Origin of the sequence: Mesorhizobium sp. LNHC221B00, from assembly GCF_000502935.1 — a bacterium.
GTDB lineage: Bacteria > Pseudomonadota > Alphaproteobacteria > Rhizobiales > Rhizobiaceae > Mesorhizobium > Mesorhizobium opportunistum.
On the sequence record NZ_AYWR01000014.1, the window covers coordinates 82,441 to 107,846 of the forward strand.

Consider the following 25,406-nt stretch of genomic DNA (forward strand, 5'->3'; position numbering starts at 1 on the left):
TTTCCGAAACCCTTATTCGGCCGGGGTCGCTTCCGCGGCGGCCTTGGCTGCTGCTTCGGCCTCGGCGGCTGCCTTCTTCTCGGCGGCTTCCTTGGCAGCCGTCTCGGCGGCCAGCGCCTGGGCGGCGGCGACCTTCTCGGCCTCGATGCGGGCCTTCTCGGCGTTCAGCGCATCGCGCTCTTCATCGTTGAGCTTGCGGGCGCGCACGCCGGTGTTTTCCGAAATACGGGCCGACTTGCCGCGACGGTCGCGCAGGTAATAGAGCTTGGCGCGACGCACCTTGCCGCGACGCACGATCTCGACGCCTTCGACCATCGGCGAGTAGACCGGGAACACGCGCTCGACGCCTTCGCCGTAGGAGATCTTGCGGACGGTGAAATTTTCCTGGAAGCCGGAACCTGCGCGGGCGATGACGACGCCCTCATAAGCCTGGACGCGGGTGCGGGTGCCTTCGGTCACGCGGACCTGGACGCGTACGGTGTCGCCGGGCTGGAACTCGGGAAGCTTGCGCTTGGCTTCGATCTTGGCGGCCTGTTCGGCCTCGAGCTGACGGATGAGATCCATCTCAATAATCCACTTCTTGTTCTTCCGACAGTCAGAGCGTCCGACACTCGCCTTGCAGTTCCAATGACCGCTCGGCTATGCCCTTTGTCGAGAAGACATTCATCTTCAGACATCGGACAGGGGCGACTACACCGTCATTGTTGACGGGTCCGGCAGATTTTTCTTCCGGTTCGGCGCGCACATACAGCTATTTCAGCACTTTGTCACGCCCGCGCCAGAGACTTTTTTGCCGGCATGGCCCCATTGTAATACCGTTCGTGCCGGGTTGCGCTGGTCACCGGGGCTTTCTAAGCCTGACATAACACAGTTTCCACGGCGGCATTCCATGTCTGTTCTCGACGCCACCCTGCTTTTCCTGGCGGGCTTCCTGTCAGGCGCCGCCAACGCGGTCGCCGGCGGCGGCACCTTCATCACCTTCGGCGCCATGACATTGGTCGGCGTGCCGCCGATCGTCGCCAACGCGACCTCCTCGGTCACGCAATTTCCGGGCTACATCACTTCGACGCTCGCCTATTGGACCGACATCAAGCATTTCTGGCGCGGCGCCCTGCTGCTATGCCTGATCTCGGCGGCCGGCGCACTGGCCGGCGCCTTCATCCTCCTGGCGCTGTCCAACCCGTCCTTCCGCGCCATGGTGCCGTGGCTGCTGCTGGCGGCGACGGCGCTTTTCGCCGCCGGGCCTTGGCTGAAGCCGGCACCGAAACCAGGGCATGAGGCGGCCGTCGGCTCACTTGCCGGTTCGCTGGCGCAGTTCGCCACCGCCATTTATGGCGGCTTCTTCGGCGCCGGCATGGGCGTGATGATGCTGGCGACGCTCGGCCTGACACAGGCCGGCGACTACCACCGGCTGAACGCGCTGAAGAACATGCTGGCCGTGGTCATCGCCGCGGTCGCCATCGTCGTCTTCGTCTCGGGCGGCGTCGTCGCCTGGCCGCAGGCGATCGTCATGATCCCCGGCGGTGCGCTCGGCGGCTATGCCGGCGTGTGGATCGCCAAGCGCGTGCCGCAGAACGTGGTGCGCGGCTTCGTCATCGCGGTCGGCCTGTTCCTAGCCTTCTACTATTTCAGCAAAGGCTGATCGCCGAACAGATCCGGCCGGCGTTCTTTCGTCAGTTTCTGGGACTCCGCCCGCCGCCAGGCGGCGATCTTCTTGTGATTGCCCGAAATCAGCACTTCGGGGATCTCCCGACCCTCGAATTCCTGCGGCCGCGTGTAATGCGGGTGTTCGAGCAGGCCGTTTTCAAAACTCTCTTCTTCGCCCGACACCGCATTGCCCATGACCCCGGGCAACAGCCGCACCACCGCGTCGAGCAGCACAAGTGCTGCAGGCTCGCCGCCTGAGAGGATGAAATCGCCGATCGAGACTTCCTCCAATTCCCGCGCGTCGATCACTCGCTGGTCGACGCCCTCGAAGCGGCCGCAAAGGATGACGGCTCCCGGCCCGGCGGCGAATTCGCGCACGCGCGCCTGCGTCAACGGCTTTCCGCGTGGGCTCATCAGCAGGCGCGGACGCAAATCGCTTTCAGGAGAGGCGTGGTCGATCGCCCTGGCCAGGACATCGGCGCGCATCACCATGCCGGCGCCGCCGCCGGCCGGCGTGTCGTCGACGGTGCGGTGCCTGTCGGTGGCGAAGTCGCGGATCTGGATTGCTTCCAGCGACCAGGTGCCGGCCTCGAGCGCCCGCCCGGCCAGCGACAGGCCGAGCGCGCCCGGGAACATCTCGGGATAAAGCGTCAGTACCGAGGCCTTGAACGTCACCGGTTGCCCCCGGCATCGCGCGGCCCGCGCGGCCGGCCCTTCGGGTCGAAATCCTCTTCACGCGGCGCCTCGCCATCCTCGTCCTCGACAAGCCCGGCCGCAGCCGGGTCGATGCGGACAAAACCCTCGGCGATCGACACCTGCGGCACGGCGGCCTGCGTGAACGGGATCAGCACGCCCTTGCGCCCGCCCAGCGTCACATCGAGAATGTCGCCGCCGCCGAAATTGTGCACCGCGACCACCTTGCCGAGCGCCGCACCCGTATCGTCGCGGACCTCCAACCCGATCAGGTCGGCATGGTAGAATTCGTCCTCCTCGCCGTCGTCGGGCAGCATCGAACGGTCGACGAACAGTTCGGTGCCCGCAAGCGCCTCGGCGGTATTGCGGTCGGTGACACCCTTGAAACGCACCACGACGACCGTGTTGGCGGGTCGGATGTCGATGATCTGGAAGGCACGGCCGTCCCGGGAATAGAGCGGCCCATAGTCGGCCAGCGCCATCGGCTCGCCGGTGAAGGTCTTCACCCTGAGTTCGCCCTTGATGCCATGGGCGGCGCCGATCACGGCCATCTGGACGGGGTTTTGCGGCTTGCTCATGGCGCTTTACTTTCGTCATCCACGGGCGGAGCAGGCGCGAAGCGACTGCGCAGACCCGAGGATCCATTCCGTTACGGTGACCAGTACGCAAGGCGGTTCAGGAGCCAATCACCAAGGTTTGGATTTGCCACCGATCGACTGTCTCCTAGCCCCACAGGGCTGCGATTTCAATGACGGCCTCTTCACCGCTTCCTAACCCGGGTGCCCGAAAATGGCAGCGAACCGGAACGACACCATGCAGGAATTCCTCATCCCGGCAAAACCCGATCTGCAGGCAGCACGCGAAGGCTGGCTGAAGATGCTCGCGCGAGAACGTCGGCTGTCACCCGAGACGGTGGAAGCCTATGAGCGCGACACCCNCCCCCGCCAGTTCCTGCATTTCCTCACCGGCCATTGCGGCGGATCGCCCGGCATTTCCGACATTGCCAATCTGCGCCCGGCCGACCTGCGCGGCTTTCTCGCCGCCCGCCGCAATGCCGGCGCCGGCGCCCGCACGCTCGGCCGTGGTCTCGCCGGCATTCGCTCGCTGCTGCGGTTCCTCGAACGGCGTGGCCTCGCCAACGCCGCCGGGGCGGCAGCCTTGCGCGCGCCCCGCCAGCCCAAATCCCTGCCCAAGCCGCTGACGGCAAGCGATGCCAAACATGTGGTGTCGGTGGAAGGCCAACTTGCCGAAGAACCTTGGATCGCCGCCCGCAACGCCGCCGTGCTGACGCTGCTCTATGGCTCCGGCCTGCGCATTTCCGAAGCACTTGGCCTCGCCGGTGCCGACCTCGCGTCGGAAGCCGACACCGTGCTGCGTGTTACCGGCAAGGGCGGCAAGACACGGCTGGTGCCGGTGCTGCCGGTGGCGCTCAGGGCAATCGCCGAATACCGCCGGCTCTGCCCCTATCACCTCGACCCGAAGGAGCTGTTGTTTCGCGGTGCGCGCGGCGGCCCGCTCAACCCGGCCATCATCCAGCGCGACATGGCCAAGCTGCGCTCGGCGCTCAACCTGCCGGACACCGCGACGCCGCACGCGCTGCGCCATTCCTTCGCCACGCACCTGCTCGGCCGCGGCGGCGATTTGCGCACCATCCAGGAACTGCTCGGCCACGCCAGCCTGTCGACGACGCAGATCTACACCGGCGTCGACACGACGAGGCTGCTGGAAATTTACGAATCGGCGCACCCTAGGGCGTGAACCCTTCAATTTTGCAGTGCCAGTTAACCGTTTTGCCGCTTTTTGCGCTTACCAACGGTGTCATGAAACGCGTCATTGCCATCGCCGACCGCGCAGCGCACGTCTCGCTGAAACTGCTCGTCGCGCTCAACATCCTGTTTTTCCTGTCGTTCCTCGCCGTCCTGCTGTTCGCGGCTGGCAGGGCGCATGCCGAGATCCCGACTTGCACCGGCGCCGACATGGTATCGGCCTTGCAGAAGACCGACCCGGCCGCCTACCAGAAGATCGAGGCCGAAGCCGCAGCCACGCCGAACGGCAAGGGCCTGCTGTGGAAGCTCGAGAAACCGGGCGAACAACCATCCTTCCTGTTCGGCACCATGCACATGACCGATCCGCGCGTCACCACGCTGCCGACGGCCGCGCAGAAGGCTTTTGACGCCGCCGGCACCATCATCATCGAAACCACCGACGTGCTCGACAAGCAGAAGATGATGACGGCGATGCTGAAGGAGCCGGACCTGANCTGATGATGTTCACGGACTCCACGACGCTGTCGTCCCTGCTGAAGCCGGACGAAGCGGCCGCCATGAACGCCGCACTCGACGCACGCGGCATCCCGCCGGCCACCGTCGCCAAGATGAAGCCGTGGATGCTGTCGGCCATGATGGCGCTTCCGGCTTGCGAGCTCGCCCGCCAGTCCGGCGGCGCGCCGGTGCTCGACGTCAAGCTGGCCGAAAGCGCCAAGGCTGCCGGCAAGCCGGTGGAGGGATTGGAAACGGCCGAGAGCCAATTGCGCGCCATGGCTTCCTTGCCGCTCGCCTTTCACATGAAAGGCCTGGTCGACACGCTGAAGCTGGGCGACAAGGTCAACGACATCAACGAAACCATGATCGTGCTCTACCAGCGTGGCGACACCGGCATGTTCTGGCCGCTGTTCCGCGCCGCCATGCCGGAAGAGCAGAACGACGCCTCAGGCTATGCCGCCTTCGAGGAAACCATGATCACCAGCCGCAACAAGGTGATGGTCGATCACGCCGGCCCGATCCTCGCCAAGGGCAATGCCTTCATGGCGGTCGGCGCCCTGCATCTCCCCGGTCCGCAGGGACTGGTCGAGGATTTCCGCAAAGCTGGCTATACCGTCACTGCCGTGGGGCTTTAAGCCCTATTTGATCAAGACCTGAGCCAGCATCGCCGGAACGATCATGCGGTGGAACGGCATGATGATGGCGAGATACGTCCGCCCAAACAGATTGTGCGTCTTCACGATCGTCGACGCCGCCACCTCCTGCCGGCCCGCGCCGAGGTCGTTCACCTCCACCAGGATGCGGAAATCCAGATGCCGGTCGTCCAGGCCAAGGACGACCCTGCCATGTGCCTGGCTGATGAGCGGAAATATGCCGATCCTGGTTTCCGGCGGTGCGTCGGGTGCTGCCCCCGTTTTCAGCCCAAATGGCCTCGCGGCGAGGTTGCGTAGCCGCGTAAGCCGGCCGACCCATCGCGGTGTCCGCCCCAGGACGCGTTCGGCCGCGCCAATGGCGGTCAGGGCAAGACCATCGGTTGTCAGCACGTATCGGTCGGCGAACTGAGCGCCGGCAAGAGCGCCTTCGGGATCGGGAAAAGTCTGTGCAGTGATCGTCATGCCGGCAATCCCTAACAACCAACGATAGCATCCGTTGGCTTGGCTCGCTGCGTGGCGAAACGCCGCCGTCCGGCGAGGCACCAGTGCTCGAAATCAAGCTGGCGGGAGGCGCCATCTTCCAGTCCTGAGCGACTGGTCGAGGATTTCCGCAAAGCCGGCTATACTGTCACCGCCGTCAATTGAGTCGGACGGCAGCGGAGGTTCACAGGCGCCGCGTTTCCGGCGGTTTGCTCCGCTAGCGTGAAACCCATTCAACGGTTGCGCGTTGATGGCTGTTGATTGATCATTTTCATCCACGGAGGACACTTTTATGGCGAATCCATCAAACGACACTCCCAGGCCGAGTGGCGGCAGCGGTGGCAGTCCCTGGCTGATTGCGCTGGTCGTGGTTATCCTGGCGATTGTCGCTTATTATGTTTTCGGAAGAAGTGGCGAACACCCGGCACCCGCCGAATCGCCAGCGGCCAGCACACCGGCCCCGGCGCCCGCGCCGGCTGAACCGATGAAGCCAGCCGAACCAGCGCCTGCGCCCGCTCCGGCACCAGCACCAGCGCCTGCGCCCGCTCCGGCACCAGCACCAGCACCAGCACCAGCCCCGGCACCCGCGCCGGCTCCAGCGCCCGCCCCTGCGCCAGCACCGGCTCAGTAATCGGCTCGAAATCGAATACAAACGGCCCGCCGAAAGGCGGGCCGTTCTGTTTTTGGGCCGTTGGAGACTTTGACGCCAAGCTACTCCCGCGCGTTGGTCGCCTTTAAATGTGGATCGGCTTGAAGAACGTGGCCAGCGCCGCTTCCTTGACCGCTTCCGACATCGTCGGATGCGCGTGGCAGGTGCGAGCGAGGTCTTCCGACGAGCCGCCGAACTCCATCAGCACCGCCGCCTCGTGGATCATCTCACCGGCGCCGAAGCCGACGATATGAACGCCGAGCACGCGGTCGCTCGTCTTGTCGGCAAGGATCTTGACGAAGCCGTCGGTATGCAGCATCGCACGCGCCCGGCCATTGGCGGTGAACGGGAATTTGCCGGCCTTGTAGTCGATGCCGGCCTTCTTCAGCTCTTCCTCGGTCTTGCCGACCGAGGCGATTTCCGGGCTGGTGTAGACGACGCTCGGGATGACGTCGTAGTTCACATGGCCGGCCTGCCCGGCAATGGTCTCGGCCACCGCCACGCCCTCGTCCTCGGCCTTGTGCGCCAGCATCGGCCCGGCGATGACGTCGCCGATGGCGTAGATGCCGGGCACATTGGTCCTGAGATGACCGTCGGTCTTGACCCGGCCGCGCTCGTCGGCCTCGACACCCGCTTCCTTCAGGCCGAGCGTGTCGGAATAGGCGCGGCGGCCCGTGGCGATCAGCACCACGTCGGCATCGATCGTCTCGGCAGCGCCGCCCTTGACCGGCTCGAAGGTGACGCTGACGCCCTTCTTTGCCTTGGCGACGCCGGTGACCTTGGCGCCGAGCTTGAACTCGAAGCCTTGCTTGGAGAGCAGGCGCTGGAACTGTTTGGAGATCTCGCCGTCCATGCCGCCCAGGATGGTGTCGAGGAACTCAACCACGGTGACCTTGGCGCCGAGCCGCGCCCAGACCGAGCCGAGTTCGAGCCCGATGACGCCGCCGCCGACCACTACCAGATGGTCGGGAACCTTCGCCAGCGACAGCGCGCCGGTCGACGACACGATGACCTTCTCGTCGAAATCGACCTTGACGCCGGGAATGCCGGCGACGTCCGAACCGGTGGCGATGACGATGTTCGTGGTCTCGATCTCCTCGACCTTGCCGTCCTCGCCGGTCACCGAGACCTTGCCGGCCGCGACCACCTTGCCGGTGCCGCGGAAACTATCGATCTTGTTCTTCTTGAACAGGAAGGCGACGCCGTTGACGTTGGACGCGACCGTCGTGTCCTTGTGCGCCATCATCTTCTTCAGGTTGAGCTTCGGCGCCGGTATCTCGACGCCCAGCGTATCGAAGGAATGGCCGGCCTCTGCGAACATTTCGGAGGCATGGAGCAGCGCCTTGGACGGGATGCAGCCGATGTTGAGGCAGGTGCCGCCGAAGGTCGCGTTCTTCTCGACCACCGCGACCTTCAGCCCAAGCTGTGCCGCCTTGATGGCGCAGACATAGCCGCCCGGTCCCGATCCGATGATAACGACGTCATAAGCCATGTTAATTTCCCTTTGCTTGGCGCTCAACGGCCGCCGCTGACATTCAGGATCGCGCCCGTCGTATAGGACGCGGCGTCGGACAAGAGATAGAGGACCGCGCCCGCGACTTCATCCGCCGTGCCGGCTCTTTTCATCGGCAGCATATCGCGGAACCGTTCCACCCGGTCCGGCTGTCCGCCGGAGGCGTGGATTTCGGTGTCGATGATGCCCGGCCGCACCGCATTGACGCGGATGCCTTCCAGCGCCACCTCGCGGGCGAGCCCGATGGTCAGCGTGTCGACGGCACCCTTGGAGGCGGCATAGTCGACATATTCGCCGGGCGAGCCCAAAGTCGCGGCCGCCGACGAGATGTTGACGATGGCGCCGCCCGAACCGCCATAGCGGGTCGACATGCGCTTCACCGCCTCGCGGGCGCACAGGAACGCACCGACGACATTGACGCGCATCATGCGTTCCAGCCGCGCGACATACATCTCGTCGACCCGCGCCTTGAGATCGACGATGCCGGCATTGTTGACGAAGGCATCGAGCCGGCCATAGGCGCGGTCGACGGCACCGAACATGGCCACCACATCGGACTCCACGCCGACATTGCCCTTGACCGGAAACGCTTCTCCGCCGGCGGCCCTGATCTGGGCAACGAGCGCGTCGGCGGCATTCCGGTTCGTGGCGTAATTGACCGCGACGCGGTAACCGGCCTTGGACCCGAGCCGGCAGATCGCGGCGCCGATGCCACGGCTGCCGCCGGTGACCAGCAGCACCTTTTGCGCCTCACTCATTCCTGGCATCCCTTCAAGGCAAACACATCCCACGGCACTTTCGAAAACCCGCCGCCACCATAGGCGCTGGACTGGCGCAGCGCTGGGCCAAGATCGGGCAGGATCAGCGTTTTCGGCGCTTCGACACCCTCGGCCGGCAGCAGGCCAATGCCGCCCTTGTCGTCCGACGTGTAGATGACGCCGTGCCAAAGCGTGCAGGCGGCAAGTTCATCACCGGTGACATCGCCCTCCGGGCATTTGTACATCAGCGCGCCATTCGGCCGCGCCACGCCTTCGTTCCACATGACGATTCCGTTCAGCACCACATTGTTGTCGAGGATCATGCGGAATGTGTTGGTGACGGTGGCAGAGGTGACGGTCGGCGTGAAGTCTATTTCGCTGCCGCTTTGAGCATCGCCATAGACGGCGAGTTCGATGGGGCAGGCAGCATGAGCAACGGAAGCCGCTACGAGAGAAACTATCGACCCAGCGATAAATCCGATCATGGGCGAAGCGACGTTTGTCATCAGCTAGCCCGATCACCTTCTCGGCCGTCGGCGTTCTCCAGCACCTCGAAATCGGTCATCAAGACCAGTGGTTCGCCAGTGGCGTCCAATCCCCAGAAGGACTTATACCCGCCGTCACCGAAACCAGTATCGAACATAGCGACGTTGAGCGGGTTTCCTTCCATCGGACTATCCATGCCAAACCTGTCGAGAGACCACGCAACATCAGCAAGATAGTCGTCAAGTTCTTCCTGGTCGGTCATCAACGTCAGGAGCGACTTGTCCATGAACGACGCGACAGCGTCATCCACGATAAATTCAAGAAATTCCGACTCATAAACCGGTGGGCGATCGCGAGCGAAGGTGGCCAATTCCCAGCTCACCGGCAAGCCGGTACCAAATCGCAAGACTGCCGCGGCAATGCGGCCCTGCGCCTGAAGCAGCATGACTGGATAGCGTCCTGGCTTCACCTTGCGGCTGAACGCAGGCCGTCCTAGTCCGGTGATCAGCGGATCGCAGGCGACGATTTCGCCGGTCGGCAGCTCAAGCTCACCGATTGTGGTGGCGGTGATCTTCCGCTCCGCCATCTCGGCTTCGCTTAGGGCGAAGACGCCGAGATTGCTGCTGACCTCGGAGGCGTCCCAATCGGCGGGCGAAGCGACCAGAGGCCGATCGTAGAAAAACCAGACGCGTCCACGCCGAAACCATCGGCGTAGTGTATCCGGCCAGCCGCTCATTGCGGATCAGCTCCGATCACAAATCCAGCACCAGCCGTTCCGGATCCTCCAGGCTTTCCTTGACGCGCACCAGGAAGGTCACCGCTTCCTTGCCGTCGACGATGCGGTGGTCGTAGCTCAGCGCCAAATACATCATCGGCCGGATCACGATCTGGCCACCGACCACCACCGGCCGGTCCTGGATCTTGTGCATGCCCAGAATGCCGGACTGCGGCGCGTTGAGGATCGGCGTCGACATCAGCGACCCGTAGACGCCGCCATTGGAGATGGTGAACGTGCCGCCCTGCATGTCCGCCACCGACAGCTTGCCGTCGCGCGCGGCGATGCCCAGCCGGCCGATGTCCTTCTCGATCTCGGCGATCGACATCTGGTCGGCATCGCGCACGACCGGCACGACCAGGCCCTTCTCCGTGCCGACCGCGACGCCGATATGGGCGTAGTTCTTGAAGATGATGTCGGTGCCGTCGATCTCGGCGTTGACCGAGGGAATTTCCTTCAGCGCGTGGGTGACGGCCTTGGTGAAGAAGCCCATGAAGCCGAGCTTCACGCCGTGCTTCTTCTCGAACACGTCCTTGTACTTGGTGCGTAGCGCCATCACCGCCGACATATCGACCTCGTTGAAGGTGGTCAGCATCGCGGCGGTCGATTGCGCTTCCTTGAGCCGGCGCGCGATGGTCTGGCGCAGCTTGGTCATGCGGACGCGCTCTTCGCGCGAGGCGTCGTCGCCGGAGGATGGCGCACGTACGGCAACCGGTGCTGGTGCCGCCTTCGGCGTCTCGGCCGGCTGCGACGGCGCGCCCTTCGAGATAGCGTCGAGCACGTCGCCCTTCAGCACCTGGCCGCGCTTGCCCGAGCCGGAAAGCTGATCGACCGACAGATTGTTCTCGGCGATCAGTTTGGCGGCGGCCGGCGCCGGCGGCATGGTGCGTGGCTCGACCGGGCCGGCATCGCCGGCGATCCTGGCGGTCTCGGCGGCGGCCTGCTTGGTGGTATGCGCCGCGTCGGGGCTCGACGCCTGCGCCACCGCTTGCGGCTTGGCCTCCTGCTTGTTCGGCGGGGCAGCGGCCGCGCCGCCCGCCGAAATCATCCCCAGCAAGGCGCCGACGCCAACCGTCTCGCCTTCCTTGGCGGTGATCTCACCCAGCGTGCCTGCGGCGGCGGCCGGAACCTCCACCGTCACCTTGTCGGTTTCGAGCTCGACCAGCGGCTCGTCGACGGCAATGGCATCGCCGACCTTCTTGAACCATTTGCCGATGGTCGCCTCGGTGACGGATTCGCCGAGAGTGGGAACGCGGATTTCGGTAGCCATTGTGCCTGTCCGTTCTTTCGGTTTTGTTGTTCGCCCAGATCTTCTCTATTCACCAAGCGCGTCTTCGAGCAGGGCGGCGAGCTGGGCAAGATGCTTGGACATCAGCCCGGTCGCCGGCGACGCGGACGCCGGCCGGCCGGTGTAGCGCACCCGCTGATGCTTGGCGTCGATATGTGCCAGCACCCATTCCAGATAGGGGTCGATGAACGACCAGGCGCCCATGTTCTTGGGCTCCTCCTGGCACCACACCATCTCGGCGTTGCGGAAACGCGACAATTCGGTGATCAGCGCCTTGGCCGGGAATGGATAGAGCTGTTCGACGCGCAGCAGGTAGATGTCGTTGATGCCGCGCTTCTCGCGCTCCTCGTAGAGATCGTAGTAGACCTTGCCCGTGCACAGCACGACGCGGCGGATCTTGGAATCCTTGGTGAGCTTGATCGGCTGGTTGGGCAAGAGCTGGGCGTCGTCCCACAGCAGCCGGTGGAACGAGCTTTCGCCCGAGATTTCCGGCAGCGTCGACACCGCCCGCTTGTGGCGCAGCAGCGACTTCGGCGTCATCAGGATCAGCGGCTTGCGGAAGTCCCGCTTCAGCTGCCGGCGCAGGATGTGGAAGTAGTTGGCCGGCGTGGTGCAATTGGCCACTTGCATGTTGTCTTCGGCGCAAAGCTGCAGGAAGCGTTCAAGGCGGGCCGAGGAGTGCTCCGGGCCCTGGCCTTCATAGCCGTGCGGCAACAGGCAGACGAGGCCCGACATTCTGAGCCACTTGCGCTCGCCCGAGGAGATGAACTGGTCGAACACCACCTGGGCGCCGTTGGCGAAGTCGCCGAACTGCGCTTCCCACAGCGTCAGCGCCTTCGGCTCGGCCAGGCTGTAGCCATATTCGAAACCAAGCACCGCCTCTTCCGACAGCATCGAGTTGATGACTTCGTAGCCGGCCTGCGCCGCCGACAGATTGTTGAGCGGGATGTAGCGGGTCTCGTCGCGCTGGTCGTAGAGCACGGAATGGCGCTGCGAGAAGGTGCCGCGTTCGGAATCCTGCCCCGAGAGGCGGATCGGGTTGCCGTCGAGCAGGATGGCGCCGAAGGCCAGCGCCTCGGCCGTCGACCAGTCGATGCCTTCGCCCGATTCGATCGCCTCGCGGCGATTCTCGAGGAAGCGGATGATCGTCTTGTGCGCCTCGAAACCCTTCGGCACCTCGGTCAGCTTCTTGCCGATCTCCTTCAGCGTCTTGACCGGCACGGCGGTCTTGCCGCGCCTTTGTTCGTCCTGGTTGTCGGCCGTGCGCAGGCCCGACCAGGCGCCGTCGAGCCAGTCGGCCTTGTTGGGCTTGTAGTGCTGGCCGACTTCCCATTCCTGCTCCAGGTGCGCGCGCCAGTCGGCCTTCATCTGGTCGAGTTCGGCCTGGCTGATATGGCCCTCGGCGATCAGCCGTTCGCCATAGATCTGCACCGTCGTCTTATGGGTGCGGATGTTGCGGTACATGATCGGCTGGGTGAAAGCCGGCTCGTCGCCCTCATTGTGGCCGAAGCGGCGGTAGCAGAACATGTCGACCACAACGGGCTTGTGGAACTTCATGCGGAATTCGATCGCCACCTTGGTGGCGTGCACCACGGCTTCCGGATCGTCGCCGTTGACGTGGAAGATCGGCGCCTCGATCATCTTGGCGACGTCGGACGGATAGGGCGACGAGCGCGAGAAGCGCGGATTGGTGGTGAAGCCGATCTGGTTGTTGATGATGAAATGCAGCGTGCCGGCGACGCGGTGGCCGCGCAGGCCCGACAGGCCGAGGATTTCGGCGATCACGCCCTGGCCGGCGAAGGCGGCGTCGCCATGCAGCAGCAGCGGCAGCACCTTGGCGCGCTCCTCCAGCGGCACGATCTCCTCGCGGCCGCGACCGAACAGAGAGTCCTGCTTGGCGCGCGCCTTGCCCATCACCACCGGATCGACGATCTCCAGATGCGAGGGGTTGGCGGTCAGCGACAGATGCACCTTGTTGCCGTCGAACTCGCGGTCCGACGAGGCGCCGAGATGGTACTTGACGTCGCCCGAGCCCTCGACCTCGTCAGGCGCGGCGGAGCCACCCTTGAACTCGTGGAAAATGGCGCGGTGCGGCTTGGCCATCACCTGACTGAGCACGTTCAGCCGGCCGCGATGGGCCATGCCGAGTACGATTTCCTTCATGCCGAGCTGGCCGCCGCGCTTGACGATCTGCTCCAGCGCCGGAATCAACGCTTCACTGCCGTCGAGGCCGAAACGCTTGGTGCCCTTGTACTTGACGTCGATGAACTGCTCGAAGCCTTCCGCCTCCACCAGCTTCGAGAGGATCGCCTTCTTGCCCGTGGCGGTGAAGGAGATTTCCTTGTCGGCCCCTTCGATACGAGCCTGGATCCAGGCCTTTTCCTCGGGATCGGAGATGTGCATGAACTCGACGCCGAGCGTCGAGCAATAGGTGCGAGTCAGGATCTCCAGCATTTGCCGGATAGAGCCGAATTCGAGGCCGAGCACGTTGTCGAGGAAGATCGGCCGGTCGTAGTCGGCTTCGGTGAAGCCGTAATTCTCGGGCGACAATTCATTGTAGTCCTCGAGCGGCTTGGCGATGCCGAGCGGGTCGAGATTGGCATGCAGATGGCCGCGCATGCGGTAGGCGCGGATCATCATGATGGCGCGCACCGAATCGCGCGTCGCCTGGTGCACGTCGGCGTCGGACAGGACCACACCGTTGGTGACCGCCTTGTCCTTGACCTTCTTTTCGATCGTCTTCTCGACGATGCCCCAATTGCCGTCGAGCGCCGAAACCAGTTCGCCGTTGGCCTGCAGCGGCCAGGAGGGCTTTGCCCAGGAAGCGCCCTTGGCGTTCCTGCGCACATCGCCGGCATCGTCTTTCAGCCCGGCGAAGAACTCCTGCCACTCGGGATTGACCGAGGCGGGATCGTCCTCATAGGCGGCGTACAGCGCGTCGATATAGTCCGCGTTGCCGCCATAGAGGAAAGAGGTGAGCGAAAACTTGTCGTTGGCCTGATCTTGTCGTGCCATTTTTTGTCTGCGGAGCCCGGCTCCGTCTCCTGTTTTTGGAGGGGAGTAGGGCAGTAGGGGAGTAAGGCAGTAGGGAAAGCAGCCGCGCTCGTCCCGTTCTTCCTATTCCCCTACTGCCCTACTCCCTTACTGCCTTAACCCTTGATCGCCTCGACCAGCGTCGTGCCCAGCCGTGCCGGCGACGGCGATACCTTGATGCCGGCCGATTCCATCGCCGCGATCTTGTCTTCCGCGCCGCCCTTGCCGCCGGAGATGACCGCGCCCGCGTGGCCCATGGTGCGGCCGGCCGGCGCCGTGCGCCCGGCGATGAAGCCGGCCATCGGCTTCTTGCGGCCACGCTTGGCTTCGTCCTTGAGGAACTGCGCGGCGTCTTCCTCGGCCGAACCGCCGATCTCGCCGATCATGATGATCGACTTGGTCTCGTCGTCGGCGAGGAACATCTCGAGCACGTCGATGAACTCGGTGCCCTTGACGGGGTCGCCGCCAATGCCGACGGCGGTGGTCTGGCCCAGGCCGACATTGGTGGTCTGGAACACTGCCTCATAGGTAAGTGTTCCCGAGCGCGAAACAACGCCGACCGAGCCCTTGCGGAAGATGTTGCCGGGCATGATGCCGATCTTGCATTCGTTGGGGGTGAGCACGCCCGGGCAGTTCGGCCCGATCAGCCGCGAGGCCGAGCGGTCGAGCCGCGCCTTGACCTTGATCATGTCCATCACTGGAATGCCTTCGGTGATGCAGATGATCAGCGGGATCTCGGCCTCGATCGCTTCCAGGATGGCTTCGGCGGCACCCGCCGGCGGCACGTAGACGACGGACGCGTTGGCGCCGGTCTTTGCCTTGCCTTCGGCGACGGTGGCGAAGATCGGCAGGTTCTCGCCCTTCGACCCGGTCCAGGTCTCGCCGCCCTTCTTGGGATGGATGCCGCCCACCATCTTGGTGCCATGATAGGCCAGCGCCTGTTCGGTGTGGAACGTGCCGGTCTTGCCGGTCAGGCCCTGCACCAGCACCTTGGTGTTCTTGTCGACGAGAATGGACATATGAGCCCTTTTCTAAAAACCGTTGATCGAGGAAGGCGAGACGCGCCGGTAGACGCCGCTCACCATGTCTTGCCAGCTATCGCTGCCGGCAGGTTTGAAATGCAGTCGCATGCGGTAGGTGTCGGCATCGTCAAAAATATATGTCACGCGCGCCGCGCCGCGCGGCGACGACCGTTCCAGAACCAGCTCGCTGCCGTCCCACGTGCCCGTGGCCGGCGAGGCCGGCACGAAACCCATCGAATCGAACTGGTGCATGGTCACCGCGCCGCTTTGCTGGTCGAAGCCGAACACATTGTGCGCGCCGAACGAAACCGTGCCGTCGCGGCGCTGGCGATAGCGTTGCACCACGAACAGGCCGCCGAACTGTGCCTCCGCCAGCACTTCGGAAGTTGCCGTGCCGGCATCGGTCCATTGCGTGCCCGACACCTCTTCCTCGCCGCGCCACGCGCCGACCAGCGCCTGCAGGCGCTGGTGATCGGCCGAGAGCGAGGAGAAGGGGGACGCGTTCATGGCTCAGAGCCGCTTCAGCTCGGTGACGGTAAGATCGCTCTTGGCATTGCCGGTGTTGAGCGTCGTCGCCGGCTCGAACATCAGCACCACTGGCTCGGCGGTCAGCGAGCGCGGCCGGTGCTCGACGCCACGCGGCACGACGATGAAATCGCCCTCGCCAAGCTCGACCGGACCATCGCGGAAATCGATGGCGATACGGCCGCGCAGCACCAGGAAGGCTTCGTCCTCATTGTCATGCGCATGCCAGTCGAAGGCCTCACCGAACTTGGCGACCTTCGCCTGGCTGTCATTGACGTCGCCGGCGATATGCGGATCGAAGACCCTGGTGATCTTCTGATCCGCCGCCTCGACCAGGTTTATCTTGCGCGGAGGCACCGGCTCAGCCCTTCACCGCCGCCACGATCTTCTTGGCCGCGTCGTCGAGATCGTCCGCCGACACCACGTTCAAGCCGCTGTCGTTGATGATCTTCTTGCCGAGCTCGGCATTGGTGCCTTCCAGACGCACCACCAGCGGCACCTTCAGGCCGACTTCCTTGACTGCGGCGATGACGCCCTCGGCAATGATGTCGCACTTCATGATGCCGCCGAAGATGTTGATCAGGATGCCTTTGACCGCCGGATCCTTGGTGATGATCTTGAACGCCGCCGTCACCTTCTCCTTCGACGCACCGCCGCCGACATCGAGGAAGTTGGCGGGCTCGGCGCCGTAGAGCTTGATGATGTCCATCGTTGCCATGGCAAGGCCGGCGCCGTTGACCATGCAGCCGATGTTGCCGTCGAGCGCGACATAGGCGAGGTCGTATTTGGACGCCTCGATTTCCTTCTCGTCCTCTTCGGTGGTGTCGCGCAGTTCCATCACGTCGGGGTGGCGGAACAGCGCGTTGTTGTCGAACGACACCTTGGCGTCGAGCACGCGCAGCCGGCCGTTCTTCATGACGATCAGCGGGTTGACCTCGAGCAGGCTCATATCCTTCTCGACGAACGCCTTGTAGAGGATCGGGAACAGCGTGTTGCCATCGTTGGCAGCGTCGCCGTCAAGCTTGAGCGCCGTGTTGAGCGCCTTCAGATCGGCTGCGGTCACACCCTTTTCCGGATCGATGGCGACGGTGATGATCTTTTCCGGCGTATCATGCGCGACCGCCTCGATGTCCATGCCGCCCTCGGTCGAGACGACGAAGGCGACGCGGCCGACCGAACGGTCGACCAGAACAGACAGATAGAGTTCACGGTCGATGTCGGCGCCGTCCTCGATGTAGAGGCGGTTGACCTGCTTGCCGGCAGGCCCGGTCTGCTTGGTGACCAGCGTGTGGCCGAGCATCTCGTTGGCGTTGGCGACGACATCGGCCACCGACTTCGCCAGACGCACGCCGCCCTTGGCATCGGGGCCAAGTTCCTTGAACTTTCCCTTGCCGCGTCCGCCGGCATGGATCTGGCTCTTCACCACATAGAGCGGGCCGGGAAGCGCTTGTGCCGCGGCTTCCGCCTCACCGGCCTTGAACACCGGCACCCCTTCGGCCACCGGCGCGCCAAAGCTCTTCAGCAGCGCCTTGCCCTGATATTCATGGATGTTCATATGGATTGTCTCCAGATCGGCAGCTGGGGTTCACTTAGAGGCGAGTTGCGGCGCGATCTTGACGCAGGCCTCGGTCAGGCCCTGCACCGTCGCCACCGAAGCGTCGAACATCTTCTGCTCGGCCTTGTTGAGGTCGATCTCGATGATGCGCTCGACACCGCCTGCGCCGATGACCACGGGAACGCCGACATAGGTGCCCTTGACGCCATACTGGCCGGAAAGGTGCGCCGCGCATGGCAGCACGCGCTTCTTGTCCTTGAGATAGGCTTCGGCCATCGAGATCGCCGAGGCGGCTGGGGCGTAGTAGGCCGAGCCGGTCTTGAGCAGGCCGACGATCTCGGCGCCGCCGTCGCGGGTGCGTTGCACGATCTGGTCGAGCTTCTCCTTCGAGGTCCAGCCCATCTTGATGAGATCGGGCAGCGGAATGCCCGATACCGTCGAATAACGGATCATCGGCACCATGGAATCGCCGTGGCCGCCGAGCACGAAGGCGGTGACGTCCTCGACCGAGACCTTGAATTCCTCGGCCAGGAAGTAGCGGAAGCGCGAACTATCGAGCACGCCGGCCATGCCGACGACATGGGTCTTGGGCAGCCCGGAGAACTTCTGCAGCGCCCACACCATGGCATCGAGCGGATTGGTGATGCAGATAACGAAAGCCTTCGGCGCGTATTTCTTCAGGCCGGCGCCGACCTGTTCCATGACCTTGAGGTTGATGCCAAGCAGGTCGTCGCGGCTCATGCCCGGCTTGCGCGGCACGCCGGCGGTGACGATGCAGACGTCGGCGCCCTCGATGCCGGCATAGTCGTTGACGCCGGTCAGCCGGGAATCGAAACCATCGACCGGCGATGATTGCGCGATATCGAGGCCCTTGCCCTGCGGGATGCCCTCGGCGATATCGAACAGCACCACGTCGCCGAGATCCTTGAGGCCGATCATGTGGGCGAGCGTGCCGCCGATCATGCCCGAGCCGATGAGCGCTATCTTGTTGCGTGCCATGTGAGGATGTTTTCCCTTTGTCTGTGACTGCGCCCAAGTCTTTGACGACTTTGATGACGGTGCCGAGGAAGAGGCCGGAATGCTGCGGGAAACCGCGAGATTTCGCCGCACCCAATAGCCCCGGTGGGTGGTAAATTCAAACGATTATTTTGGTGTGAGCATTTTCAATCGGTTAGATGGTTTGGGGTTTACGTAAACGTCAAAGTTTGTAAGCCGACTTGGAGGTATCTACACAATGAAGATGGAGATCGTAAGGCTTGAAGCCGGCGATGACGCCCTTGTGATGCGGGTCGCCGAGGATGTGTTCGAGTCTTGGAAGCTGGCGGGACAGCGGGGGCGCGAAGGATCTCAACCTTGTGAACCTTAGGCCTGCGCCTGCGACGCCTCCGGCGCCGCTTTCGCCTTCCGCCGCTCCGCCCAATTCTCCAGCCAGTCCCGGCTCTGCATCTCGATCAGGCGTGAGGCCGTGCGTTCGAATTCGAACACCTCGACGCCGCGCTTGGCCACATAAAGCTCTTGCGGCGGAGCGTCGGCGCTCACCACCAGCCGCGTGTGATGGTCGTAGAGCGTGTCGATCAGCAGGATGAAGCGCTTGGCCTCGTTGCGTTTGCCTTCGCCCAGCACCGGCACATGGTCGATGAAGACGGTCGAGAAGCGCCCGGCAATGGCCAGGAAATCGCGAGCGCCAAGCGGCTTTTCGCAGAGATCGGCGAAGGAAAAACGCGCCGCGTCGCCGGCGGCGGCCGGCACGATCACTTGCCGGCCCTTCAGCGTCAGCGACGTCGCGGCCGTCGGCGTGCCGCGCGTCATCGTTTGCCAGGCCTCGTCGAGCACATGGTCGGCGGCAGCGTCCGCCGGCGTGACATAGACCGGCGTGCGGGCGAGCTTTTCCAGCCGGTAGTCCTTGTCACTGTCGAGCGACAGCACCTGGGCGTGCCGTTCCAGTATGGCGATGAACGGCAGGAACAGCTGGCGGTTCAGCCCGTCGCTATAAAGGTTCTCCGGCGCCACGTTCGAAGTGGCGACCAGCACCACGCCGCTGGCGAACAATGCCGAGAACAGCCGCGACAGGATCATCGCGTCGGCGATGTCGGTGACCGAGAACTCGTCGAAGCACAACACCCAGGCCTGCTCGGCCAGCGCCTTGGCCACCGGCGGGATCGGGTCGTCTTCCCTGACCTCGCCATTCTTGCGCGCCTGCCGGTGCTTCTGGATCCGGTCCTGCACGTCGGCCATGAAGTCGTTGAAATGGACCCGGCGCTTGCGCCGGACCGGCAGCAGCTCGAAGAACATGTCCATCAGCATGGTCTTGCCGCGGCCGACGCCGCCATGGATATAGAGGCCCTTGACGACGTCCCTGGTCTCGCGCTTGCGGGCGAACAGCCAGCCCAGCGCACTCGATTTGTGCGCCAACCGTTTTGCCGAGATCTCCGATGTCAGCCAGTCGAGTGCCGCGGCGATCCGTTCCTGCGCCGGATCGCGTTCGATCGCGCCGGTCTCCACCAGATGGTCGTAGCGCTGCCTGACGGTCGCATGGGTCTGGAGGCCGTCACGCAGATGCATCGGTCACGTCGTTTGTACAGAGCAAGAATCCTCAGGGACGAGGTGTGTTGAGATTCAGGTCAGGCCGAGCCGAGAATGGTGGCTTTCGAGAACCGGAGCGGAGCGTACTTAAAGTACGTGAGCACCGGAAGCGCAGAAAACTGCCGTTCGCAGGCCGGCATCACCTGAATATCGGCATATATAGCCTACCTTGTAAGCGAAATCGCCTGGCCGCTGGAAGTCTGACCGTCGAATTTGGAGCCGCCCGAGGAATAGAGCCGCGCCAGCGAACCGCCATTCTCGTCATAGAGCGTCAACTGCTTGCCGGCGACATTCCAGGACTTGATGCCGTCGATCGGCGCCGGGCAATGCAGCGGCCCGGCGCGGAAGCCGGCGCCGAACTTGGTCTGCGGCGTCGCCACCTTGCAGCTCTGGCCGGCAACGCTGACGTTCCATACGCCGGCGACGCTGGCCGCGCTGAGGTCCGCGGCCCCTGCCGGCGCTGTGCCATCCGGCGGCAAGGACGCGACCTGCGTGTTCGCCGGCGCTGTCGGGAATTGCGCTGGGTCGGTGGTGCCGGGCGCGGCCGGCGGCGGCAGCTGGTTCGAGGTCACCTGGCCAGCCGGAGCCGGCTGCAGCGGCGCCGGCTGCTGGTCGTCCATCGACGAGAAGCGTGAGGTCGAGCAGCCGCCCGCAAAAAGCGCTGCAAACGATACGGCCACCAGACCGCTTTTCGAAAAATTCATTACAACCTCCGTCGGATCCGGCTGGGGGGATGCCGTCCGCGCAATCTCACCTCCACCAAGATGGAGAAGGTGGCGAAATTTCAACCCGATATGGTTAAAATAGGGTTTGCAGCAAGATTTGTTGCAAATTTGTCGCTATGACATGGACCGCAGCGTCGCCGTTCGGCCTCGACGATCACAAATGGAGAAGCGTCCATCCCTGTCATTCTCGTGACGGCTGCTTGCACGAATCGGCGCAGATCCTATGTCTAGGGGCCGAAATCCGCTGGAGCGCAGACGTTGGCCGCGAGGAAGAAAAACGCCAACCGCTATTACAGCGGCCCGCCCAGCGACCATTTCGATGGAACCCTCTTCTTCAATCCTGGCGGCCAGCCGCCCGGGCGTTTCGCCGACGCGCTCAAATGGCAGTTCAACGGCCAACGCGCGAAGTGGCCCGCGGCCGATCCGAGCCCTTTTCCGCAGGCAAGGCCGGCAGCGAAGGTCGAAGGTGCCGACCTCGCGGTGACCATGATCGGCCACGCCACGCTGCTGGTCCAGACCGCTGGGCTGAACATCCTCACTGATCCGGTCTGGTCGCAACGCGCATCGCCGTTTTCCTTTGCCGGACCGAAGCGCGTCAACCCGCCGGGCATCGCCTTTGCCGATTTGCCGCCCATCGACCTCGTGCTGGTCAGCCACAATCATTACGACCATCTCGATCTCGCCACGCTCAGGCAGTTGAGAGCCGGCCATGACCCGCTGCTGATCACTCCGCTCGGCAATGACATGCTGATTGGCCAGGCGGTTCCCGGCATGCGGCTGGCGGCGCATGACTGGGGCGACAGGGTCGACATCGGCAATGGCGTTGTCGTCCATATCGAGCCGGCGCATCACTGGTCGGCACGCGGCACCCGCGACCGACGCATGGCGCTGTGGGCCGGCTTCGTTGTCGAGACACCGGGCGGCAAGACCTACTTCGCCGGCGATACCGGCTTCCACGATGGCATCAACTACCAGCTGATGGCTGACAAGCATGGCGGCTTCCGCTTCGCCATCCTGCCGATCGGCGCCTACGAGCCGCGCTGGTTCATGGCACCCCAGCACCAGAACCCGGAGGAAGCGGTGCAAGGCATGAAACTGTGCAATGCGACTTTCGCCGCCGGCTGCCACTGGGGCACCTTTCAGCTCACCGATGAGCCGATCGACGAGCCGGTCCGGAGGCTGGCCGAGGCGCTTGCGGCCGAGCAGCTGCCGCCGGAGCGCTTTCGCGCCTTGCGGCCCGGCGAAGTCTGGGTCGTGCCCTGAAGTCAATCCTTGGCACCCGCCAGGATTGGCGTTTACCTCACGGCGGTTTTCGCCCACCATGATGTCGTGATGTTTCGAGGAACGGAGTCGCGTCTCATGAAAACAGTCCTGGCAGCCCTCGTCGCCGCCGCAATCTCCACCTCGACGGCCTTTGCCGGTGAAATCAGCGACCGTGCCGCCGAAGCCGAAAAGCTGCTCCAGTCCGGTGATTCCGCCGGCGCGCTGGAAAAGTTCCGTGGTGCCGAGGACGCACTGTGGGAAGCGATGCCGCTCGCGGTACTCAACGTCAAGCACGTCGACACGGCGGCGGGTTTCGGCATCTACACCGAGCGCGCGAACCACATCTACAAACCCGGCGAGAAGATCGTGCTCTACATGGAGCCGGTCGGCTACGGTTACGGCTCCGACGGGCTCGGCAACAAGCAGATCTCGCTTTCGGTCGACCTGACCGTGGTCTCCGCATCCGGCGAGGAACTCGGCAAAATGGAGAAGATCAGCCGCGTCCAGGTCGCCTCGCGCTCGCGCAACCGCGAGCTGTTCTTCAAGCTGGACTTGTCCCTCGATGGCTTGCCGCCCGGCAAATACCGCTGCGACTTCCTCATGCACGACGAGAATTCGAGCAAGACGGGGCCGTTCAGCACCGACATTGAGATCGCCGGCTAGGTTTCGCCGCTTACATTCCCTCGCGAGCGACGGAACCCAAGCACGACAGCAGCGTTTTCATGCAGTTACAAAATCTGTCGGCTCGAGAGGCATTTCCATGCTCAGATGGATCATCATTCTCCTGATCATCGCCGCCGCCGCCAGCCTGCTCGGCATGCCGGCGTTGGCCGGGGCCGCAGCCACTGGCGCGCGCATCCTTATCGGTATCGTGCTCATCATCTTCCTGCTGATCTTGTTTGGGGTCTTCGCCGTGACGTAAAGCGGCTGCGCACTGGTAATTCCCGCCCGTTTCCGCCATATAGCGCCAAACGGACACGGAACTTTTCGGAGCGATGGCAAGCACGACCCCTTTCGCCAAGATGAACGGCATCGGCAACGAGATCATCGTCGCCGACATGCGCGGTCGCGCCGATCGGGTGACGGCGGCCGCGGCGATCGCACTCAACGCGGATGTCGCGACCGGCTTCGACCAGATCATGGCGATCCACGATGCGAGGACGCCGGGCACCGCCTTTTTCATCGACATATTGAATTCCGACGGCACCGGTGCACAGGCTTGCGGCAACGGCATGCGCTGCGTCGTCCAGGCACTCGCCGCCGAGACCGGCCAGAAGAGCTTCACCTTCGAGACCGTCGCCGGCATCCTCAACGCCAGTGAACATGCCGACGGCTCGATCTCGGTCGACATGGGCATGCCGCGTTTCGGCTGGCAGGACATTCCGCTGGCCGAAGAATTCCGCGACACCCGCATGATCGAATTGCAGATCGGCCCGATCGACGCACCGGTGCTGCATTCCCCCTCGGCCGTCTCGATGGGCAACCCGCACGCCATCTTCTGGGTCGACCGCGACGTCTGGTCCTACGAGCTCGACCGTTTCGGCCCGCTGCTTGAGAACCACCCGATCTTCCCCGAACGCGCCAACATCACCATCGCGCAGGTCACCTCGCCCGAAAGCATGATCATCCGCACCTGGGAACGCGGCGCCGGCCTGACCAAGGCCTGCGGCTCCGCCTCCTGCGCCGCCGTGGTGGCAGCGGCCCGCACCAGGCGGACCGGGCGCAGCGTCAGCCTGCTGACCCCCGGCGGCGGCACGCTGCATGTCGAATGGCGCGACGACGACCATGTCATCCTGACCGGTGCCGCCGAATGGGAATTTTCCGGCAGCTTCGATCCCTCGACTGGCGCCTGGGCCCGCGACACCGAAAGCGCGGCCTGATGTCGGCCCTGTCGAAGAGCCCTGTCTTCGAGGGCTCCCTCTCCGAGGCCCCCCGTTCCAATGGCCCCCGTTCCAATGGCATCGACGTGGTGACCTTCGGCTGCCGGCTGAATACCTATGAATCCGAAGTGATGCGGCGCGAGGCCGAAACCGCGGGTCTCGGCGCGCTGGCCGGCGGTGCCGTGATCTTCAACACCTGCGCCGTCACCGGCGAGGCCGTGCGCCAGGCCAGGCAGGCGATCCGCAAGGCGCGCCGCGACAACCCGCAGGCGCGCATCATCGTCACCGGCTGCGCTGCGCAAACCGAGCCCGAAAAATTCGCCGCCATGGACGAGGTCGATCTCGTGCTTGGCAATGAGGAGAAGCTGAAGGCAAACGCCTATCGCGCGCTGCCGGATTTTGGCGTCAACGACACCGAGAAGGCCCGCGTCAACGACATTTTTTCGGTGCGCGAGACCGCCGGCCACATGGTCGACGCCATCGAGGGCCGGGCGCGTGCCTTCGTCCAGGTGCAGAATGGCTGCGACCATCGCTGCACCTTCTGCATCATCCCTTACGGCCGCGGCAATTCGCGCTCGGTGCCGATGGGCGCCGTGGTCGAGCAGGTCAAGCGTCTCGCCGGCAACGGTTATGCCGAGATCGTGCTGACCGGCGTCGACATGACGTCTTTCGGCGCCGACCTGCCGGGTGCGCCCAAGCTCGGCAAGCTTGTGAAGACGATCCTCAGGCAGGTGCCGGACGTGAAGCGCCTGCGGCTGTCGTCGATCGATTCCATCGAGGCCGACGACGACCTGCTCGACGCCATCGCCACCGAGCCCAGGCTGATGCCGCACCTGCATCTGTCGCTGCAATCGGGCGACGACATGATCCTGAAGCGCATGAAGCGCCGCCATCTGCGCGACCAGTCGATCCGCTTCTGCGAGGATGTGCGCAAGCTGCGCCCTGCAATCGTCTTCGGCGCCGACATCATCGCCGGCTTCCCCACCGAGACCGACGACATGTTCGAGAACTCGATAGATATCGTCGCCGAATGCGGCCTGACCCATCTCCACGTCTTTCCGTTCAGCCCGCGCGAAGGCACGCCCGCCGCACGCATGCCGCAGCTGCGCCGCGAGGTGGTCAAGCAGCGCGCCGCCCGGCTGCGCGCGGCCGGCGAAGCCGCCTATCGCCGTCACCTCTCGTCACTTCCCGGCACACGCCAGTCGATCTTGATCGAGCATGACGGGCTTGGCCGCACCGAAGGCTTCACGCTTGCCGCACTCGGCGCCGGCAGCCCGGGCGAGATCGTCGAAGCGACAATTACTGGCCACGATGGCACCCGGCTGATCGCGGCCCCGCTTGCCGCTTGCGCCGCCTGAGAAACGCAAAGCATGGCTGGTTTTTTCAAGAAGATATTTTCGTTCGGCAAGAAAGAAATTGTCGAGGAACGGATCGACGAGACCGCGCCCCTCCCGCCGATCAAATGGGATGCGCTGGACGCGCTGAAGCCGGCGGCCGAACAGGCCGTACCGGAGTTCCTGAAGCGCGACGAGCCGCTGCCCGAGGCAGAGAGCGTGCCTGCGCCGGCAGTTGCGCCGGAATCGGAACTGGCGCCGACGCCCCACCCTCCCCTCGACG

25 protein-coding genes and 1 pseudogene are annotated in these 25,406 nt (G+C 64.2%); 8 read left to right on the forward strand and 18 right to left on the reverse strand.

The annotated features are described in order from the left end of the window. Positions 1–12: 12 nt before the first annotated feature. A complete protein-coding gene (gene rplS / locus X741_RS147700) occupies positions 13–564 on the reverse strand; it encodes a 50S ribosomal protein L19 (protein ID WP_013892267.1) in 552 nt (183 codons plus the stop codon). A gap of 325 nt (positions 565–889) precedes the next feature. Here rplS and X741_RS147695 point away from each other — a divergent pair, with 325 nt between their 5' ends. Beyond that, on the forward strand, positions 890–1,642 hold the full coding sequence (locus tag X741_RS147695) for a sulfite exporter TauE/SafE family protein (RefSeq protein ID WP_013892266.1): 753 nt from the start codon (positions 890–892) through the stop codon (positions 1,640–1,642). Here X741_RS147695 and trmD read toward each other — a convergent pair. Together trmD and rimM are read right to left on the reverse strand one after the other, a co-directional pair. Continuing rightward, positions 1,624–2,322, reverse strand: coding sequence for a tRNA (guanosine(37)-N1)-methyltransferase TrmD (trmD, locus tag X741_RS147690; RefSeq protein ID WP_023778882.1), 699 nt, complete (start codon positions 2,320–2,322; stop codon positions 1,624–1,626). The genes X741_RS147695 and trmD overlap by 19 nt on opposite strands. Continuing rightward, the gene (gene rimM, locus X741_RS147685) at positions 2,319–2,918 is read right to left on the reverse strand and encodes a ribosome maturation factor RimM (RefSeq protein ID WP_023778883.1); all 600 of its coding nucleotides are present in this window, start codon (positions 2,916–2,918) and stop codon (positions 2,319–2,321) included. Before rimM ends, trmD begins: the two co-directional genes overlap by 4 nt. A 235-nt stretch (positions 2,919–3,153) precedes the next feature. On the opposite strand from rimM, the gene X741_RS147680 reads away from it, so the two are divergent. Together X741_RS147680 and X741_RS01000000166935 are read left to right on the forward strand one after the other, a co-directional pair. Continuing rightward, a complete protein-coding gene (locus tag X741_RS147680; protein ID WP_023778884.1) occupies positions 3,154–4,098 on the forward strand; it encodes a tyrosine recombinase XerC in 945 nt (314 codons plus the stop codon). Positions 4,099–4,160: 62 nt separating this feature from the next. After that, positions 4,161–5,236 (forward strand): annotated as a pseudogene (locus tag X741_RS01000000166935) (TraB/GumN family protein). A gap of 3 nt (positions 5,237–5,239) precedes the next feature. Here X741_RS01000000166935 and X741_RS147675 read toward each other — a convergent pair. The 15 genes from X741_RS147675 to X741_RS147610 all read right to left on the reverse strand — a co-directional run bounded on the left by X741_RS147675 (position 5,240) and on the right by X741_RS147610 (position 20,625). Next, positions 5,240–5,716 (reverse strand): DUF2867 domain-containing protein, encoded by a 477-nt coding sequence (locus X741_RS147675; protein WP_023778885.1) that lies wholly within the window; start codon positions 5,714–5,716, stop codon positions 5,240–5,242. Positions 5,717–6,105: 389 nt separating this feature from the next. Continuing rightward, positions 6,106–6,444: a hypothetical protein gene (locus X741_RS1000000169920; protein WP_023778886.1), complete on the reverse strand. Its 339-nt coding sequence runs from the start codon at positions 6,442–6,444 to the stop codon at positions 6,106–6,108. Positions 6,445–6,468: 24 nt separating this feature from the next. Then, positions 6,469–7,875: a dihydrolipoyl dehydrogenase gene (gene lpdA / locus X741_RS147670; protein ID WP_023778887.1), complete on the reverse strand. Its 1,407-nt coding sequence runs from the start codon at positions 7,873–7,875 to the stop codon at positions 6,469–6,471. Between the two features lie 23 nt (positions 7,876–7,898). Beyond that, positions 7,899–8,654 carry an SDR family oxidoreductase gene (locus X741_RS147665; protein ID WP_013892259.1) on the reverse strand — a complete coding sequence of 252 codons (756 nt, stop codon included), beginning with the start codon at positions 8,652–8,654 and terminating at the stop codon, positions 7,899–7,901. Further along, positions 8,651–9,160 carry a hypothetical protein gene (locus tag X741_RS147660; protein WP_023778888.1) on the reverse strand — a complete coding sequence of 170 codons (510 nt, stop codon included), beginning with the start codon at positions 9,158–9,160 and terminating at the stop codon, positions 8,651–8,653. Before X741_RS147660 ends, X741_RS147665 begins: the two co-directional genes overlap by 4 nt. After that, positions 9,160–9,876, reverse strand: a complete 717-nt coding sequence (locus tag X741_RS147655) for a DUF4241 domain-containing protein (RefSeq protein WP_023778889.1) — start codon at positions 9,874–9,876, stop codon at positions 9,160–9,162. The genes X741_RS147660 and X741_RS147655 overlap by 1 nt, the downstream gene beginning before the upstream one ends. 16 nt (positions 9,877–9,892) lie before the next feature. Further along, complete coding sequence (gene odhB / locus X741_RS147650; RefSeq protein ID WP_023778890.1) at positions 9,893–11,185, reverse strand: 2-oxoglutarate dehydrogenase complex dihydrolipoyllysine-residue succinyltransferase; 1,293 nt, start codon at positions 11,183–11,185, stop codon at positions 9,893–9,895. A gap of 45 nt (positions 11,186–11,230) precedes the next feature. Then, on the reverse strand, positions 11,231–14,218 hold the full coding sequence (locus tag X741_RS147645; protein ID WP_023778891.1) for a 2-oxoglutarate dehydrogenase E1 component: 2,988 nt from the start codon (positions 14,216–14,218) through the stop codon (positions 11,231–11,233). Between the two features lie 134 nt (positions 14,219–14,352). After that, positions 14,353–15,255 (reverse strand): succinate--CoA ligase subunit alpha, encoded by a 903-nt coding sequence (gene sucD, locus X741_RS147640; RefSeq protein WP_023768441.1) that lies wholly within the window; start codon positions 15,253–15,255, stop codon positions 14,353–14,355. A 12-nt stretch (positions 15,256–15,267) separates the two neighbouring features. Continuing rightward, on the reverse strand, positions 15,268–15,765 hold the full coding sequence (locus tag X741_RS147635) for a DUF1579 family protein (protein WP_023778892.1): 498 nt from the start codon (positions 15,763–15,765) through the stop codon (positions 15,268–15,270). Positions 15,766–15,768: 3 nt separating this feature from the next. Next, the gene (locus X741_RS147630) at positions 15,769–16,140 is read right to left on the reverse strand and encodes a cupin domain-containing protein (protein WP_023778893.1); all 372 of its coding nucleotides are present in this window, start codon (positions 16,138–16,140) and stop codon (positions 15,769–15,771) included. Positions 16,141–16,144: 4 nt separating this feature from the next. Further along, complete coding sequence (sucC, locus tag X741_RS147625; RefSeq protein WP_023778894.1) at positions 16,145–17,338, reverse strand: ADP-forming succinate--CoA ligase subunit beta; 1,194 nt, start codon at positions 17,336–17,338, stop codon at positions 16,145–16,147. A gap of 30 nt (positions 17,339–17,368) precedes the next feature. After that, complete coding sequence (mdh, locus tag X741_RS147620; RefSeq protein ID WP_013892250.1) at positions 17,369–18,337, reverse strand: malate dehydrogenase; 969 nt, start codon at positions 18,335–18,337, stop codon at positions 17,369–17,371. 363 nt (positions 18,338–18,700) lie between these two features. Continuing rightward, the gene (gene zapE, locus X741_RS147615) at positions 18,701–19,900 is read right to left on the reverse strand and encodes a cell division protein ZapE (RefSeq protein ID WP_023778896.1); all 1,200 of its coding nucleotides are present in this window, start codon (positions 19,898–19,900) and stop codon (positions 18,701–18,703) included. A 185-nt stretch (positions 19,901–20,085) separates the two neighbouring features. Next, positions 20,086–20,625, reverse strand: coding sequence for a protease inhibitor Inh/omp19 family protein (locus X741_RS147610; RefSeq protein WP_023778897.1), 540 nt, complete (start codon positions 20,623–20,625; stop codon positions 20,086–20,088). Between the two features lie 279 nt (positions 20,626–20,904). Between X741_RS147610 and X741_RS147605 the strand changes: the two genes are divergently transcribed. From X741_RS147605 to mtaB, 5 genes are all read left to right on the forward strand, one after another. After that, complete coding sequence (locus tag X741_RS147605) at positions 20,905–21,909, forward strand: MBL fold metallo-hydrolase (protein WP_023778898.1); 1,005 nt, start codon at positions 20,905–20,907, stop codon at positions 21,907–21,909. A 96-nt stretch (positions 21,910–22,005) separates the two neighbouring features. Next, positions 22,006–22,572, forward strand: a complete 567-nt coding sequence (locus X741_RS147600) for a hypothetical protein (RefSeq protein ID WP_023778899.1) — start codon at positions 22,006–22,008, stop codon at positions 22,570–22,572. 97 nt (positions 22,573–22,669) lie between these two features. Continuing rightward, positions 22,670–22,831 (forward strand): DUF1328 family protein, encoded by a 162-nt coding sequence (locus X741_RS1000000168760; RefSeq protein WP_013892243.1) that lies wholly within the window; start codon positions 22,670–22,672, stop codon positions 22,829–22,831. Positions 22,832–22,904: 73 nt separating this feature from the next. After that, positions 22,905–23,789: a diaminopimelate epimerase gene (dapF, locus tag X741_RS147590; RefSeq protein ID WP_023778900.1), complete on the forward strand. Its 885-nt coding sequence runs from the start codon at positions 22,905–22,907 to the stop codon at positions 23,787–23,789. Further along, positions 23,786–25,147, forward strand: coding sequence for a tRNA (N(6)-L-threonylcarbamoyladenosine(37)-C(2))-methylthiotransferase MtaB (mtaB, locus tag X741_RS147585; RefSeq protein WP_198023980.1), 1,362 nt, complete (start codon positions 23,786–23,788; stop codon positions 25,145–25,147). The genes dapF and mtaB overlap by 4 nt, the downstream gene beginning before the upstream one ends. The last annotated feature ends 259 nt before the right edge of the window (positions 25,148–25,406 follow it).